The sequence below is a fragment of the Roseateles sp. SL47 genome (assembly GCF_026625885.1).
Lineage (GTDB): Bacteria > Pseudomonadota > Gammaproteobacteria > Burkholderiales > Burkholderiaceae_C > Roseateles.
Genome location: NZ_CP113068.1, coordinates 268,616 through 284,256 on the forward strand (window position 1 = coordinate 268,616; position 15,641 = coordinate 284,256).

Sequence of the window (15,641 nt, forward strand, 5' to 3'; positions counted from 1 at the left end):
AACCTGAGATCCCGCCGTCAGGGCCAGAGCCGCCCCACCCAGGCATTGAGGGTGTTGATCCGCGACGCATCCGCCCCGAGCTGCTGGGCCTTCCAGACCGAATACTGCAGCTTCTGCTCCGGCGTGATCCGGTCGCCCACCGACGTCATCCCGTACACACCGGGCGACAGCAACGGCAGCGCCCGTTTGCTGCGGTCCACACAGAAGGCAAAGCCCGCCGTCGGTTCCGGCTCGCCCAGATCGTTGTTGTTGGGATCGCAGCGACGCCAATCCGCCGGGTTGGTGGAGGCATACACCTGGTTGAACTGCTTCAGCGCTCCATTGAGCACCAGCAACGGCAGGCCTGACTGCAACTGGCTCAGCCCTGAGAACTGCGAATAGGCGGTGCCCTGCGTGGAGCTGGCATCCATGAAACTGGTCGGCATCAGATGCTTGAGCACCTGCCCTCGGCCGAAGCGGCCCCGGTTGTTGATCAACGAGCCGGTGTCGGAGGCCACATAGAGCGGGATGGCGTTGTTCACATACTGCGCGGACTTGATGCGCGCCTGCAGCAGCCGGATGCGGCTGAGCAGCCCGGCCGTGCCCTGCGCTGACGTGGTGCCGCCGATCTCATTGGCCAGATATTCATCGAAGCCGGTGAGATAAGGCCAGTCCACCGAGAAGTTCACCCAGTCGCTCTGCGCCCCCGGATTGATGCTGACCTGGGCCTGATACCAGGCATTGGTCCGGTAGTAGGAGCCCACCCGGTTGCCGGTCTCCCAGGCCAGGATCCATTCCCGTGTCACCTTGCCGCTGCTGTCGGTGTCGGTCTGGTAGACCATGTGCGGCGCCAGGTAGAAGGCACTGACGGTGTTGAACGGCCAGCCTCGCGCCTCTCCACGGCCCTTCCAGGTCTTGGTGCTGGCGTCGTAATCACCAATGAACCATTGCTGATTGCCTTCCAGGCCGTAGCGCTGTGCCCATTCCCAGTGCTGCACCACATTCCACTGGAAGAGGCTGCCCACCGCTCGCTCGATGAACGCATGGGTGGTGAAAGCAGCCGGCTCACGGGCCGTGTTGGTGCTGGACGCGAGCTGCTGCAGATTGGCGGCACCCACCTGCGCGCCATAGTGGCCGGAACTGGCAATGTGATTGCCACGACCGCCGCCGGCAAAGGCATACAACTCAAATCCGGACGGCTGCAGCAGGCTCTGGATTTCATTGCGCTGCTCCGGCGTCAGATGACTCCAGTCCCCATGCACCCCATTGGGATTCTGATGAGACTGGAACCAGGCCCCGATCTTCTTGTAGGTGCCCAGCGGGTCCAGCTTGCCATTGCCGGCGAAGGTGGCACCGGTCTCCCAGGCGCCACCGGCACTCCCCGACGGCCAGATGTCCATCGGGTGCATCGCCGGCAGATAGGCATTCCAATCCGGGAACTGGATCGGCATGGCCACTTCACGCGTGTTCAATGTGGCGGTGGCATCCATCACGCGGTCCACATCGGTCTGTGTCAGGGCCAGCGCGGTCCCGTCGCGCGGCTGTCCAAAGAGCGCCTTGACGGCATCGGCCGGGCTGTCCACCACGGCGTCCAGGCCGGCACCGGCCGACCATTCCGCCAGGGGGCGGCTGTCCAGTCCCGGCCCGGGCTGATAGGGCGGATTCCAGGGAGCGGCCTGGGCCACATGCGGCACGCTTTGCAGGCTGTAGCGCAGGAAGGCCGCAATCTGCTGGCCCTGGGCCTGACTGAGCCCGTGGAAGCGCGACCGCTGCACGATGGCATGGTTGGAATAGTTGAAGTACTGCAGGTCGCGCCCGTCGGAGGCATGGCAGGAGGCGCAGGCCGCCTGGATGCTGCGGCCGGTCAGCGCCGACTTCAGCAGCAGGCCTCGTCCATTCCACAAGGTCTGGCCGGCGGTGACGGCATCACTCATGGTTTTGCCAGCGTCCTTCTCCAGGGCGATGTTGTCTCTCTGCACCGCATTGGTGGCCAGGCTCTGCCCCGCCGCATTGCGCACCTGCAGCGCAATCACGCGGAAGCCGTTGGATTCACCATCGGTGCCGTTGAAGCGGAACTGCACCAGGTTCATGCCATTCACCAGCCGTGCGCGCGTGTTGGCATCCAGCGCATAGCTGATTCGCACGGTGTAGAGCCCCCCGCGATTCAGGCCGCCCTGCACCCGTTCGGCATCGGCCAGGGTCACGGTGCTGTCGGTGATATCGACCCAGGGGATGTCCGCCGCGTTGTCGGCGGAGACGCCGCCCAGCACCCGCAGGCTGGCTTTGATCTGCGTCGGCGCATATCGGGTGGCTTCGAACTCGGGCGGCCCGAAGAAACCGCAGCGGTGACATTGGAACCAGAGCTGGGTGGCCGCGCCGACGCCGGCCGCATCCAGCGTGAGATTGGCGGTGGCCACCACCGGTGTGTTGGGCAGACCGTCGCCCAGCACCTCCAGGGGAAGCTGCAGCGCGGTGGTGGGCCCGGAGGCGGCCGGTGATGGCGTGGTGGGCGTGGTGGGCGTGGTGGGCGTGGTGGGCGTGGTGGGTGTGGTGGGCGAGGCCGGTGAGGAGGCCGGGTTCTCCGCTGGCGGCGTGGTGCCCACCGGCCCAGTGTCGGTGCCACCACCGTCGCCGCCGCAGCCCACCAGCAACCCTGCGGTCACCATCACAGCGGCCACGGGTCGCCAGAGGCTCAAGCCCAAGCTGGCCAACAAACGGTGGCGCTCGCGCCGGGGAGTGGAAGACGTTGCCAATTCAAACCTCGCTGCCCGCCGGGAGCAGGCTCCGCGGCGTTGGGTGGCCTCAGCGGCCAGGGAATGCAATGCAAGGTCGATTTCGCCCAGACGGCCCCGGAGACACGGGAACCCACGAGGCCGGCGGGGGCGATCAACCTGCGAATCAGCGGCGGATTGGAAGGCGACAGCCAGACGCTTTCAAGCGTGCAGGCGTGACTGAAACACTGCTTACTTTCGGGGCGGCTTTCAACCAACACTTGCGGGCGGCGCCAACCCTTTCGGGGAATGGCCCATCCTTTACAAACACGATATTGAGTGTCTGCACTGCGCCTCATGACGTGAGTCCTGCAGACATTCCTTCAGGCACTCCACGACGGGCCGTAGTCCGTGGCGGAATTCGCACTGAACGTGGCCCGATGCCAACGGCCATGACAGCGGTACCGTCAACTTTCAGCGCAATGTGCCCACAAAACACGAAATGCATGGTGAAGCTGGGCCTCCTCCCCCTGTCGGATGGGGGGTCGGGTGACTACAGTGACTGTCATTCGCAGACATGCAAGAGGGGACACCCGAGTGAAATTGAACAATATGAGGCTGGCCTCGCGCCTGGCCATGGGTTTTGGGGTGGTGCTGGTGCTGCTGGCCGCCATTGTGTTCATCGGTGGCATGAGCCTGGGCCGCACTGCGGAGTCCACTCGCCAGATGATGGATGTGCCGCTGCAGAAGGAACGGCTGGTGAGCGAGTGGTACATGCTCACGCTGGTGGGCGTGAAGCGCTACACCGCCATTGCCAAAAGCTCGGACTCGTCCCTGGCGGATTACTTTGTGAATGACGTGAAGGTCTCCACCGCGCGCGGCAATGAGATCATCAAGGCGCTCGATGCAATGCCCAAGAGCGACGAGGAAAAGAAGGTCGTCGACAAGCTGATCGAAGCCCGCAAGGTCTACACCGGCACTCGGGACCGGATCGGCGCCGCCAAGAAGGCCGGCAATGCGGACGAAGCCATTCGCATCCTGGAGCAGGAATTCCGCCCGCAGGCGGACGTCTTCCTCGGCAACATGGTGGACTACCTGAAGTTCCAGCAGAAGACACTGGACGACATGGCCAAACAGGTGGATGAAGCCACCACGTTGGCCCAATGGCGCATCGGCCTGATCGGCGCGCTGGCGCTGGTGGTGGGCGCCGTGTTTGCCTGGGTGCTGACGCGTTCGGTGACCGTGCCGCTGAGCCGCGCCCAGCAGATGGTGGAGGCCGTGGCGGGTGGCGACCTGACGCGCTCGGTCGCTGCCGAAGGCCGCGACGAGATCGCACAGATGATGGCCCAATTGGACGCCATGCGCCTGAGCCTGCAACGCGCCATTTCGACGGTGCGTGACTCTTCCGAGAACATCCAGAATGCCTGCCAGGAAGTCTCCGCCGGCAATCAGGACCTGAGCCAGCGCACCGAACAGACGGCCGGCAATGTGCAGCAGGCCGCCAGCGCCATGGAACAACTGAACGGTACGGTGGGCCAGACGGCTCAGTCGTCCCGCGAGGCCAACCAGCTCGCCACCAATGCGGTGGAAGTCGCCACCCGTGGGGGTCAGGTGGTGGCGGAAGTGGTGTCCCGCATGCAGGGCATCCACGGCAGTTCACGCAAGATCGCCGACATCATCGGTGTGATCGACGGCATCGCCTTCCAGACCAACATCCTGGCCCTGAATGCGGCCGTGGAAGCCGCGCGGGCCGGTGAACAGGGCCGCGGCTTTGCGGTGGTGGCCACCGAAGTGCGCAACCTGGCGGGCCGCTCGGCGGCCGCGGCCAAGGAGATCAAGTCGCTGATCGAGGCCAGCGTGGAGCAGGTGGAAGCCGGCACCAACCTGGTGAACCGCGCAGGCGAGACCATGAACGATGTGGTCACGGCTATCCAGCGGGTCACCGGCATCGTGGGTGAAATCAGCGTGGCCAGCGCGGAGCAGGCGGAAGGTGTGTCGCAAGTGTCCGGTGCGGTGACGCAGATGGATGCCGCCACCCAGCAGAATGCCGCGATGGTGGAAGAGATCGCCGCCGCCGCGTCGAGCCTGCGCGGCCAGGCCCAAAGCCTGGTGGAAGCGGTTCGGGTGTTCCGGCTCTGATCCAGCACGGATTCAACGCTGATCCGACAGGGATCGAATGCAGGGCGCGTCGCGCCCTGCAGCTTTTTATACTCACAGACACCTTCAGTCTGCGAGTTCATCATGTCCGCTGCATCGCCTGTTGTTGCTCCCCATCCGTCGTCGCGCTGCCAACTGCTCATCGTCGACCCGCAGAACGACTTCTGCGATGGAATCGAAGGTGCGACCCTGCCGGTGCCGGGGGCCCATGCCGACCTGCAACGCGTGGCCGGCTTCATTGAAGCGGCCGGCAGCCGTCTGACGGATATCGTGGTCACGCTGGATTCGCATCCCGCTTATGCCATCGAACGCCCTTCGTTCTGGCAGACGGCCGACGGCGGCCCGGTGGCCCCCTTCACCCAGATCACCCTGCAGCAGGTCAAGGACGGCGCCTACGCCCCGCGTGACCGCCACCTGGCCGAGCATGTGCGCTTCTATCTGGGCGCGCTTGAAGCCAGCCCCAAGCAGTACCGCCTGATGGTCTGGCCCACCCACTGCGTGACGGGCACCCCAGGCCACAACATCCATGCCGACGTGGCCCAGGCCTTGGCCGCCTGGGAAAGCCGGTCGCTGCGGGTGGTGGAGAAGGTGCTCAAGGGCCGCCATCCGCTGACCGAGCAATACAGCGCCGTGAAGGCCGAGGTGCCGCTGCCCGACGATCCGAGCACCGGCATCCATCATGTGCTGGTGGACCGCATCGTGAGCTTTGCCGGTCTGACCTTCATTGCCGGCGAAGCCAGCAGCCATTGTGTGGCCGCCACGGCGGAAGATTTGCTGGAGGCGATGACGCCGGAGCGGCGCCACCGCGTGGTGCTACTGCGGGACTGCATGAGCCCGGTGACCGGCTTTGAAGCGGGGGAAGCCGCCTTCTTTCAACGCGCGGCGGACTGGGGCGTGCGGTCGATGACGGCGGCCGAGGCCCTGGCCCTGGTTGCGGCGGGCTGATCGCCCTGCCGGCCGTGACCTCCCCGGCCACCGCCCCGGCAGCACCACAGAGCGGCACCACAGCAGCCCCCCACAGCGGCTTCAACCTTCGTAGAGCTCCAGCGGCAACCCATCCGGGTCCGCAAAGAAGGTGAAGCGCCGGCCGGTGTATTCATCCACCCGCACCGGCTCCACCGTCACGCCCTGAGCCTCCAGACGGCGCTTGCAGGCGTCCACATCCTCCACCGCAAAGGCCAGATGCCGCAGGCCCTGCGCCTCCGGGTAGGACGGACGCGGTGGCGCACCAGGAAAGGAAAACAGCTCGATCTGCGAGCCATCCGGCAGCGCCAGATCCAGCTTGTAGGAGCTTCGGGCTTCCCGGTAGTGTTCCGCCAGCACCTGCAGCCCCAGCACCTCGGTGTAGAAGCGCTTGGCGCGTGGGTAGTCGGAACAGATGATGGCGGCGTGGTGCAGTCGTTTCAGCATGGCACGTGCAGGAGATCAACAGCCCGCATTAAGCCAGAACCGCGCGGCTGGATTCCCTGCTTCCCAGCGGCCGCCGTCGTTCAGCGTTGAACCGAAGGCAGCGCCGGTGCTGCGGCCACGCCCGCGTCCTTGATGCCAGCGGTGAAATAGCGGTAGCCCGACTCGTCCTGGCGGTTGGCCAGGGCTTGCGTGCCGTTCAGCGCATAGCTGTGCACATGCACCACATCGCCGCCCTGGTCGAACTGGCAATGGCCCGCATGCTGCGTGCCCTTGGCGGTGCGACGCTGGATGTCGTCGTGGTCGTCATCAACATCCACATTCACCCAGACGTAGTCCAGCCCGCTGGCGCCACGCTCGGCCGAGGTGGACCGCACCGGAGCGCCCTGCCAGGCGGAGCGCAGCAAGGCCACGCAGCGCTGATGCTGTTGCTGCTCGAAGGCGGACAGTTCCGGCCCTTCATAACTGGGCAGCCGGTCACAGGCGGTCAGCCCCATCGCCACGGCAGCCAGCGCCACGGTCGACACCAGGCCGCAGGCCGAAGAAATGCGAAGGGGCAGACGGGACAGCACGGGAGGACTCCGGAACGGATAAGGGTTACCCCGGAGCCTACGCCGATCAAGCAACTCGCATGTGAAGCCAACCTGAAGACCGCACACTGATACGGGCACCATTCGCTCGGAATGAGCGCCAATCGCCCACGCATCCACTCACGCAGGAACTTGCGCGATCAGCGCCCGTTTGACTCTGAATCGTCCGCTCAATGAACCGGCGCCTTGGCGTTCGCCACGATCCGGATCAGCACCGCCGCAAGCAGCGTGGAGCCCACCACCACATAGCCGACCAGCGGGAAGTCCTGCACCTGGCCCTGGGGGCCGAGGGTCACCAGATGGCCTGCCACCAGCGACGCCACCCCGCCGGCCAGTTGCTGCAGCGCACTGTTGATGGCGCTGAAGGCGCCGCGTTGCTCCGGGGACGGAATGCCGCTGACCATGGCCTGCCAGGGAATGATGCGCGAGAAGATGCCGACAAACATCACCACATTCACCACGATCAGCAGCGCCAGCGACGATGGCCCCAGGTGGGTGTAATACAGCACCATCACCACTGTGAGGGCGCAGCCGGTATAGAACACCGGCATCGCCCCGAAGCGGTCGGAGCAGCGGCCGATCAGCGGAGAAAGCACCAGCGTGGACAGGCCGGTGATCAGATACACCATCGGCAGATGGTCCAGCGACACGCCGATGTTGTGCACCACAAAGGCGCTGGCAAACGGCATCAGCATGAAGCCGCCGGTGGTCAACAGCGCCGTCACCGCAAAGGCGACCCAATGGCGAGGCTTGGACAGCGTGTGCCGGAGATGCTGGGCCACGCCATCCGCGCGGCCGGCCGCCAGATGGCCCGTGACCGGCTTCATGCCGAAGGCGATCAGCAGCCCGGCGATCAATCCCAGCGCCACCAGCGCCAGAAACGGTGCATGCCAGCTCCAGCGCGACGCGAGAAACAGCCCGAACGGCAGGCCCAGCACCTGGCTGGCCGCAAAACCGCCCTGCAGCAGGCCCATCACCCGGCCGCGCTGGGCGGGCGGGAACAGGTCGGCGGTGATCGCCATCACGATGGAGCCGATCACCCCACCAAACAGCCCGGTGACCACACGGGCCAGCAACAGCGTCTCGTAGCTGCCCGCCAGGCCGCACCACAGCGTGCCCAGCAGAAAGCCGACATAAAAGAACAGCAGCAGCCGCTTGCGGTCGAAGCGGTCGGCAAAACCGGCGGTCAGCAGCCCGGAAATGCCGGCGCTGAAGGCATAGGCCGACACCACCAGGCCGAACTGCTGCGCCGACATCGACATGGCCGGCATGATCATCGCGCCCAGCGGCGACATGATCATGAAGTCCAGGATGACGGCGAACTGCAGCAGCGTCAGCATCGCCGTGGCAAAGCGCTGATAGGGCGTGAAGGCCGGCGGTGCGCCCGCCGGTGAACCGGGAGTCATGGGGGTGACGGACATGCAGAACCCTTATGAGAAGGGCGCCGTTGTAGCAGGCTTTGCGAAATCCATGGTTTCACGCGGCAAGAAAGCAACGGGACGCCCGTCGGTCACCACACCTGAATCGGATGCGGCGCCACCATCGCATCTCCTGCCTTGCAACTGAAGGCCTGGCCAAAGGCCGGCATGTTGGACATCGGCGCCAGCACGCGGTATTTGCCCGGCGAATGCGGATCGGTGCGGAGCTGGTTCAGCAGCGCTGCCTCGCGCGTCTTGTTGCGCCACACCAGCGCATTGGAGAGGAAGAAGCGCTGCTCCGGCGTGAAGCCGTCGATCTTCTCGCGCTGGCCGGAGCGCTTGAGCGCGTTCTGCAGCGCATCAAAGGCGATGGGCATGCCGGCCATGTCGGAGATGTTCTCCCCGAGCGTCAGGCGACCATTGATGTGGGTGCCCTTCACCGGTTCATAACTCTCGTACAGCGCCACCACCCGGTCCGCATTGGCCTTGTAGGCCGCCGCGTCGGCAGGGGTCCACCAGTCGTTGAGGCTGCCGATGCTGTCGAACTGGCGGCCACGGTCATCGAAATGGTGGGTGATTTCATGGCCGATCACCATGCCGATGCCACCATAGTTGACGGCGTCATCCGCCTTGGCATCAAAGAACGGCGGCTGCAGGATGCCGGCCGGGAAGGTGATTTCGTTGAGTCCCCCCGCCTGCGCATTCACGATGTAGGGCGACATGGTCCAGCGGGTGCGGTCGCTCGGGCGGTCCAGGTCCTTGAGCTGTTCCTGGTGGGCCCAGGCCGCTGCGCGCAACTGGTTGCCGGCAAAGTCGCGGGCATCCAGCGCCAGGCCATCGTACTGCGGCCAGGTGGCCGGCGCACCGATCTTGGGCTGCATCGCCGCCAGCTTCTCCAGGGCCTTGGCCTTGGTGTCCGGGCTCATCCAGGCGACGTTCTGGATCTTCTGGCGCATGGCCGCCTTCACGTCATCGATCAGCAGCGTGGCGCGCCGCTGCGCTTCGGGTGAGAACGCACGGGCCACAAACAGCTCGCCCAGGGCCAGGCCCAGGGGCGCACCGCCGGTCCGGCCGCCCATCATCATGATCACTTCCTGGTCACGCGGCTTGTGCTGTTCCAGGCCGGTGATGGTGCGGTCGTAATAGTCGAAGTGGGCATCCGCAAAGGCGGCCGGCAGGCGTGCGGCGCTGTTGTCCAGCACACGCAGGCGCAGATAGGTCTTCCAGGTGGCCACCGGCGTGTTGGCCGCCAGTTCGGCCACGCGCTGCATGAAGCCGGGCTGGCCCACGATCACACGCTCCACGCCGTCCGTCCGTTTACCGTTGAGCGTGAGCGCCTGGAGCCAGACCTGCCAGTCAAAACCCGGGGCCTTCTCGGCCAGTTGCGCCGGCGTCATGGGGTTGTAGCTGGCCAGCGGATCGCGCAGCGCGGCGCGCGGCACAGTGGCATCGGCCAGACGGGCTTCAAAGGCCATCAAGTCGTCCAGTGTCTTCTCGGACGCGTCCGCACCGGACGCCTTGAGCAGCCGCTCGGCATACAGCCGGTAGGCGGCACGAAGTCGCTTGGCCAGATCGGTGTCCTTCACATAGTCGTCGCGGTCGGGCAGACCCAGGCCGGACTGCATCAGGCTCAGCACCTGCACGCTGGTGTTCTTGGCATCCGGACGCACGAAGGTGCCCACGGGCGCGCTGATCTGCACCCGGCCCAGCTCGGCCAGCACCGCCGGCAGGTCGGCAGGCGTCTTGATGCCAGCCACACGGTCCAGCAGCGGCTTCACCGGCTTCAGGCCACCGGCGTCGATGGACGCACGGTCCATGCCGCTGGCGAAATAGGCCGCGACCTGGCGCAGGCCCGGGGTGGTCTGCAGTTCGGGCTTGCGCACCAGCTCGGCCAGGGCGTCAGACAGCAGCCGGTCGTTGGCCACACGCAGCGCATCAAAGCTGCCGATGCGGGTCTGGTCGGCCGGCAACTGCGTGCTCGCCACCCAGGGGCCGTTCACATACTCGTAGAAGTCGGCGCAGGGCGCGACCTCCTTGGAAAAGCTCTGGACATCCAGGGCCTGGGCCGGCGCAGTGGTCAGGGCGGCTGCAGCAGCGGCAGCCAACAGGGCAAGGCGGAACATGGCGGTGGCCCCCAGCGGGGCAGGTCAGCACAAGAAGGACGCGAGGCTAACGCGCCCCGGGGGCCGAGACCATCCGCCATTGCCCGGGCGTGGCTTTTGGCACCCGTCGGCGGCGCGGGTTTTGAGCCATACGGGCGAGCAGCGGACAGCCTCAGTCGCAGGACGCCCGTTCAAACAAGCCCATCAAGGCCTGCGGCGTACCGTCCGGCAGCCGCTGGCGCTCCAGCCGCATGCCCGGTGTGAGCAGATGCAGCGAGACGTCTTCCAGCGACCAGCATTCCCCCTGCCCCATCGCCTGCAGCCGGGTGCCGGGGCCCCCCCCCGCCACCACCGTCACCCTGCCGCTGCCCACCACCTCCAGGGTGTCGGTGGGATGCAGCAACAGGGCCGTGTCCTCATCCAGCCCCAGCCCCAGGTGGCCGGGAGAGACCCCCAAAAACTGGATCAGCCGCGAGAGGCGTTTGCGTTCGGAAAAGTGCTGGTCCACCACCACCCGTGACCACAGCCCCAGGCCGGGCGGCAAGGGGCCCGGCGGCCCTCCCGCAATCTGCGAGCCTTCATCCCCGCGGGGCATGCGCGCGCCCAGCGCCGATGCACCCGCGCTGGTGCCGGCCACGGCCATGCCCTCCAGCGCATGGCGGCGCGCCAGCAGCGACCAGGCGGGTGTGTCACCCACGGTCTCCAGCAAGCGATGCTGGTCGCCCCCGGTCAGGAAGACCAGGTCGATGCCCGCCAGCCGTGCGAGCACCTCTGGGGACGCCAGCTCGGCCGCTTCGCGTGCATCCAGCCACGAGGGCTCGGCACCCAGCGCTTCAAAGGCCGGCCCGTAGTGATGCCAGAGGTCGGCCGGTGCACCGCTGGCAGCGGTCAGCACCAGCACCTTGGGCCGTTGCATCGGCAAGGCCCGCACCAGCGCCCCCAGGACAGTCCGAAGCCCGTCCCGATCTTCATTGCCACCAATCACCGCCAACAGTCCGCGACCGTCCCCGGTCGCACTGCCCTTCATCGCCATCTCTGTGGGTCTCCAACAACTGCCCGCATCCTCTCATGAGGCGCCTGCCCGGCGCCATTGGGAACACAGCTTGCTCGATGCCTTCCATCAACCCGTCACGATGGCAACGAGGTCAGGAAAAGGACGAGACATGAACAACCCATCCGTAGCGTCCAGCCCCGCCGGGCTCGACACCATCGAGGCTTCCGGCGATCTGCGCGATATCGCGCTGCCTCCGGGGCTGCCGCTGCAGGTCCAGATCAACGGCGCCACGGTGATGCTGCAGGTGGCGCCTTGGGTCACGCTGCTGGACCTGCTGCGCGAACAACTGTTGCTCACAGGCAGCAAGAAGGGCTGCGACCACGGCCAATGCGGCGCATGCACGGTGCTGGTGGACGGTGTCCGCATGAACAGCTGCCTGCTGCTGGCGGTCAGCCTGGACGGCCACGACATCACCACGGTGGAGGGACTGGCGGAACTGGCCGGAGACGAGGCCTGTGGCCCGAATGCCCTGCACCCGCTGCAGCAGGCCTTCATCGACTGCGACGCCCTGCAATGTGGCTACTGCACGCCCGGGCAGTTGTGCTCGGCGGCAGGGCTGCTGAATGAACATGCACCGGCCAATGCCAACGAGATCCGTGAACGGATGAGCGGGAACCTCTGCCGATGTGGGGCCTATCCGCAGATCGTCGAAGCGGTGTCCCGGGTGGTGCTGGCGCGCCGTGCGCCGACCGCCGACATCACCGGGGGCGCAACACCATGAACCCGTTTGACTATGCGCGGGCCCTGACAGTGGACGAAGCCCTGCTGCAACTGCAGCGTGGCGCCGCCCGGCAGCCACTCACCAACGCCCCCGGCGCCGAGATCCGTGAACGGGCCCGGTTCCTCGCTGGCGGCACCAACCTCGTGGACCTGATGAAGGAAGGGCTGATGCAACCGGTGCGTCTGGTGGATGTGACCCGGCTGCCGCTGACCGGGATCGAATCCACGCCGGACGGCGGCCTGTGGTTGGGTGCCCTGGCCACCAATGCCGCGACGGCCCAGCATCCGCTGGTGCTGGCGCGTGCTCCGCTGCTGCGCACCGCGATTCTGGCCGGCGCCTCGCCACAGATCCGCAACCGCGCGACCAACGGCGGCAACCTGCTGCAACGCACGCGTTGCCATTACTTCTATGACGCCGCCGTCCCCTGCAACAAACGCGCCCCGGGCAGCGGCTGCCCGGCAGCCACCGGCATCGCCCGCCAGCACGCCATTCTGGGCGCCAGCGAGCAGTGTGTGGCCACCCATCCGTCCGACATGTGTGTGGCGTTGGCCGCCCTGGATGCCACCGTGCATGTGCAGTCCCCACGGGGCACGCGGGAGATTCCATTTCTGGAGTTCCACCGCCTGCCCGGGAAGGCGCCCGAGCGCGACCACGCCCTGGCCCCGGATGAACTCATCACCCACCTCACCCTGCCGCCTTCCCCGTTTGCCGATCACAGCTGCTATTTGAAGCTGCGCGAGCGTGCGTCTTATGCCTTCGCGCTGGTGTCGGTGGCGGCCGCGCTGGCGTTGGACGAACACGGCCGGATTGCGGCGGTGCGGCTGGCACTGGGCGGTGTGGCCCATCGGCCCTGGCGCGATCTGTCTGCGGAATCGCTGCTGATCGGAGAGACGCCCTCCCCCCAAGCTTTCGACGCGGCCGCGCAGCACCTGCTGCGGCCCGCACGAGCCTGGGGCGGCCCGGCCCTGCCGGAAAGCCTGCCGGGCAACGCTTTCAAGATTCCCCTGGCGCGTCGCGCCATCGTGCGCGCGCTGACCATGGCCCTGGCGGGCGTGCCCACCAACACGGGCGAGGACTTCTTCCGCCTGGACGGAGATGCCGCATGAATGACCGATCTTCCCTTCCCGACACAGGCCTGGACAGCCTCCACACCACCGACCTGGCGGATCTGGCCATCGAGTCGGACCAACAACCCCGTGCCGATGCCGGCACCGGGCTGGTCAGCATCGGCACCGGCCTTCCGCGCATCGATGCCCTGGCCAAGGTGACCGGCCGGGCGCGTTATGCCGCTGAACATCCCCCTGAACCTGGCACCGCTCCCCTGCTCCACGGCTGGGTGGTCAACACCGCCGTGGCCTGTGGCCGCATTACCGCGATCGATGCCAGCGCCGCGCTCGCCCTGCCCGGCGTTGTGACGGTACTCACCCATGAGAACCGCCCGAAGATGCGCTCGCTGGACCTGTTCTACAAGGACATGACCGCGCCGGCCGGTTCTCCCTTCAAACCGCTGCATGACGACCACATCCACTACAGCGGCCAGCCGGTGGCGCTGGTCGTGGCCACCTCGCTGGAGCTGGCACGGCATGCGGCACGGCTGGTGCAGGTGCGGGTGGAGGCCGCCCCGCACGAGACCTCCCTGCTGGCCCACCGTGACCGCAGTCACGTCCCCTCGTCTCTGAAGGCGGGGTACTCGCCGCCGCCCAAGCCGCGCGGAGACGCCGATGTGGCCTGGGAATCGGCCTCGGTGCGGGTGGACACGGAAAGTTATGCGGGTGTCGAGCATCACAACCCGATGGAAATGCACGCCACCACCGTGCTGGTCGGCAAGGACGGCCATCTCACCGTCTATGACAAGACGCAGGGGTCGCAGAATTCCCGCTGGGTGATCTCACGTGTGTTTGGTCTGCCGGCCCGCAAGGTGACCGTGCGCAATCCGTTTGTGGGCGGTGCTTTCGGGTCCGGGCTGCGTCCGCAATATCAGTTGCTGCTGGCCACCATGGCGGCGCTGCATCTGAAGCAATCGGTGCGGGTGGTGCTGACCCGCCAGCAGATGTTCACCTTCGGCCATCGCCCCGAAACCTGGCAGCGGGTGCGGCTGGCGTCCGACCATCACGGTCGTCTGACCGCCGTGATCCATGAGGCCCTGGCCGAGACCTCCCGCAAGGAGGACTATGTGGAAGTGGTGGTGAATTGGTCGGGCCAGCTCTACCACTGCGACAACGTGCGGCTGGATTACCGCCTGGTGGCCCTGGACCAATACAGCCCCATCGACATGCGCGCCCCTGGCGCCGCGCACGGCGTGCATGCGCTGGAGGTGGCCATGGACGAACTGGCCCATGCCACCGGCCTGGACCCGTTGGACCTGCGGCTGCGCAACTATGCCGAACGGGATTCCGCCAGGGACCTGCCCTTCTCCACCAAGGCCCTGCGGGAGTGTTACGCCCAGGGGGCCGAGCGCTTTGGCTGGTCGCGGCGGGCCCCGCGCCCCCGGGCCCGCCGTGAAGGCGATGAATGGGTAGGCTGGGGCATGGCCACCGGCACCTGGGATGCGATGCAGATGTTTGCCCGTGCTCGGGCCACGCTCAGGGCCAACGGCGAGCTGGTGGTGGAAAGCGCGGCGAGCGACATCGGCACCGGCACCTACACCGTGATGGCGCAGATTGCTGCGGCAGCCATGGGCCTGCCGATGGAACAGGTGAGCTTTCGCCTGGGCGACAGCACCTTGCCGGTCGCGCCGATCGAAGGCGGCTCTTCCCACGTCACCACCGTGGGGTCTGCCGTGGAAGGTGCTTGCGAGAAGATCCAGCTTGAGCTGTGGAAACGCGCACGTCAGCATGTGGACGGTTTTGCCAAAACCCGCTTTGAGGAGGTGTCCTTCTCCGACGGCCATCTCCGGCTGAAGTCCGGCCCACAGGCCATTCCGTATGCGCAATTGGTGCAGGTGAACGGGGATCAGGCGATCGAGGCCCGCTACCTCTTGCTGCCCAATCTGCTGAAGCAGAAGAACTACGTGCGGGCGGTCCATTCCGCCGTGTTCTGCGAGGTGCGCGTGGATGAAGAACTGGGCACGGTGCGGGTGACGCGGGTGGTGAGCGCGGTGGCGGCCGGCCGCATCATCAATCCGGTAACGGCCCGCAGCCAGGTGGTGGGGGGCGTGGTGTGGGGCATCAGCCAGGCCCTGCTGGAAGAAACCCTGTCCGACCACGCCCTGGGCCGCTTCATGAATCACAACCTGAGCGAGTACCACGTGGCCGCCAATGCCGATGTGGGGGAGATCGACGTGCTGTTTGTGGAGGAGGATGACCGCATCGTCAGCCGCCTCGGCGCCAAGGGCGTGGGCGAGATCGGCATCGTGGGGGTGGCGGCGGCCATCAGCAATGCCATCTTCCATGCCACCGGGCGACGGTTGCGCAGCACCCCGATGACGCCGGACAAGGTGATGCGCCGCGATTGACGGATTTCACGTTCGACGCCACTGCTTGATCGGTTTTTCCTGAAGGTG

The 15,641-nt window shown here is 66.5% G+C and carries 11 protein-coding genes; 5 read left to right on the forward strand and 6 right to left on the reverse strand.

All coding sequences use genetic code 11. The features are described 5' to 3' along the window. Window positions 1–17 precede the first annotated feature (17 nt). Window positions 18–2,657: a hypothetical protein gene (locus tag OU995_RS01045; RefSeq protein ID WP_267833496.1), complete on the reverse strand. Its 2,640-nt coding sequence runs from the start codon at window positions 2,655–2,657 to the stop codon at window positions 18–20. Between the two features lie 630 nt (window positions 2,658–3,287). Between OU995_RS01045 and OU995_RS01050 the strand changes: the two genes are divergently transcribed. After that, the gene (locus tag OU995_RS01050; protein ID WP_267833497.1) at window positions 3,288–4,829 is read left to right on the forward strand and encodes a methyl-accepting chemotaxis protein; all 1,542 of its coding nucleotides are present in this window, start codon (window positions 3,288–3,290) and stop codon (window positions 4,827–4,829) included. Window positions 4,830–4,931: 102 nt separating this feature from the next. Then, a complete protein-coding gene (locus tag OU995_RS01055) occupies window positions 4,932–5,792 on the forward strand; it encodes an isochorismatase family protein (RefSeq protein ID WP_267833498.1) in 861 nt (286 codons plus the stop codon). A gap of 81 nt (window positions 5,793–5,873) precedes the next feature. On the opposite strand, the gene OU995_RS01060 is transcribed toward OU995_RS01055, so the two are convergent. The 5 genes from OU995_RS01060 to OU995_RS01080 all read right to left on the reverse strand — a co-directional run bounded on the left by OU995_RS01060 (window position 5,874) and on the right by OU995_RS01080 (window position 11,397). Then, complete coding sequence (locus OU995_RS01060) at window positions 5,874–6,257, reverse strand: VOC family protein (protein ID WP_267833499.1); 384 nt, start codon at window positions 6,255–6,257, stop codon at window positions 5,874–5,876. An 80-nt stretch (window positions 6,258–6,337) separates the two neighbouring features. After that, the gene (locus OU995_RS01065; RefSeq protein ID WP_267833500.1) at window positions 6,338–6,826 is read right to left on the reverse strand and encodes a hypothetical protein; all 489 of its coding nucleotides are present in this window, start codon (window positions 6,824–6,826) and stop codon (window positions 6,338–6,340) included. Window positions 6,827–7,014: 188 nt separating this feature from the next. After that, window positions 7,015–8,265 carry an MFS transporter gene (locus tag OU995_RS01070; protein WP_267833501.1) on the reverse strand — a complete coding sequence of 417 codons (1,251 nt, stop codon included), beginning with the start codon at window positions 8,263–8,265 and terminating at the stop codon, window positions 7,015–7,017. An 89-nt stretch (window positions 8,266–8,354) separates the two neighbouring features. Then, the gene (locus tag OU995_RS01075; RefSeq protein WP_267833502.1) at window positions 8,355–10,385 is read right to left on the reverse strand and encodes a M13 family metallopeptidase; all 2,031 of its coding nucleotides are present in this window, start codon (window positions 10,383–10,385) and stop codon (window positions 8,355–8,357) included. Between the two features lie 151 nt (window positions 10,386–10,536). Beyond that, window positions 10,537–11,397 carry a cyanophycinase gene (locus OU995_RS01080; protein WP_267833503.1) on the reverse strand — a complete coding sequence of 287 codons (861 nt, stop codon included), beginning with the start codon at window positions 11,395–11,397 and terminating at the stop codon, window positions 10,537–10,539. A 256-nt stretch (window positions 11,398–11,653) separates the two neighbouring features. On the opposite strand from OU995_RS01080, the gene OU995_RS01085 reads away from it, so the two are divergent. Genes OU995_RS01085 through OU995_RS01095 form a run of 3 tightly spaced genes read left to right on the forward strand, consistent with a single transcriptional unit; the run spans window position 11,654 to window position 15,593 of the window. Then, complete coding sequence (locus OU995_RS01085; RefSeq protein ID WP_420714912.1) at window positions 11,654–12,139, forward strand: (2Fe-2S)-binding protein; 486 nt, start codon at window positions 11,654–11,656, stop codon at window positions 12,137–12,139. Then, window positions 12,136–13,245, forward strand: a complete 1,110-nt coding sequence (locus tag OU995_RS01090) for an FAD binding domain-containing protein (RefSeq protein WP_267833505.1) — start codon at window positions 12,136–12,138, stop codon at window positions 13,243–13,245. The genes OU995_RS01085 and OU995_RS01090 overlap by 4 nt, the downstream gene beginning before the upstream one ends. Continuing rightward, a complete protein-coding gene (locus OU995_RS01095) occupies window positions 13,242–15,593 on the forward strand; it encodes a xanthine dehydrogenase family protein molybdopterin-binding subunit (protein WP_267833506.1) in 2,352 nt (783 codons plus the stop codon). Before OU995_RS01090 ends, OU995_RS01095 begins: the two co-directional genes overlap by 4 nt. The last annotated feature ends 48 nt before the right edge of the window (window positions 15,594–15,641 follow it).

Excerpts from the sequence above, each read along its gene's own strand:
- OU995_RS01085 (WP_420714912.1), top strand. The coding sequence starts at position 11,654 with ATGCTGCAGGTGGCGCCTTGGGTCACGCTGCTGGACCTGCTGCGCGAA.
- OU995_RS01060 (WP_267833499.1), bottom strand. The coding sequence starts at position 6,257 with ATGCTGAAACGACTGCACCACGCCGCCATCATCTGTTCCGACTACCCA.
- OU995_RS01090 (WP_267833505.1), top strand. The coding sequence starts at position 12,136 with ATGAACCCGTTTGACTATGCGCGGGCCCTGACAGTGGACGAAGCCCTG.
- OU995_RS01095 (WP_267833506.1), top strand. The coding sequence starts at position 13,242 with ATGAATGACCGATCTTCCCTTCCCGACACAGGCCTGGACAGCCTCCAC.
- OU995_RS01080 (WP_267833503.1), bottom strand. The coding sequence starts at position 11,397 with ATGGCGATGAAGGGCAGTGCGACCGGGGACGGTCGCGGACTGTTGGCG.
- OU995_RS01070 (WP_267833501.1), bottom strand. The coding sequence starts at position 8,265 with ATGTCCGTCACCCCCATGACTCCCGGTTCACCGGCGGGCGCACCGCCG.
- OU995_RS01055 (WP_267833498.1), top strand. The coding sequence starts at position 4,932 with ATGTCCGCTGCATCGCCTGTTGTTGCTCCCCATCCGTCGTCGCGCTGC.
- OU995_RS01075 (WP_267833502.1), bottom strand. The coding sequence starts at position 10,385 with ATGTTCCGCCTTGCCCTGTTGGCTGCCGCTGCTGCAGCCGCCCTGACC.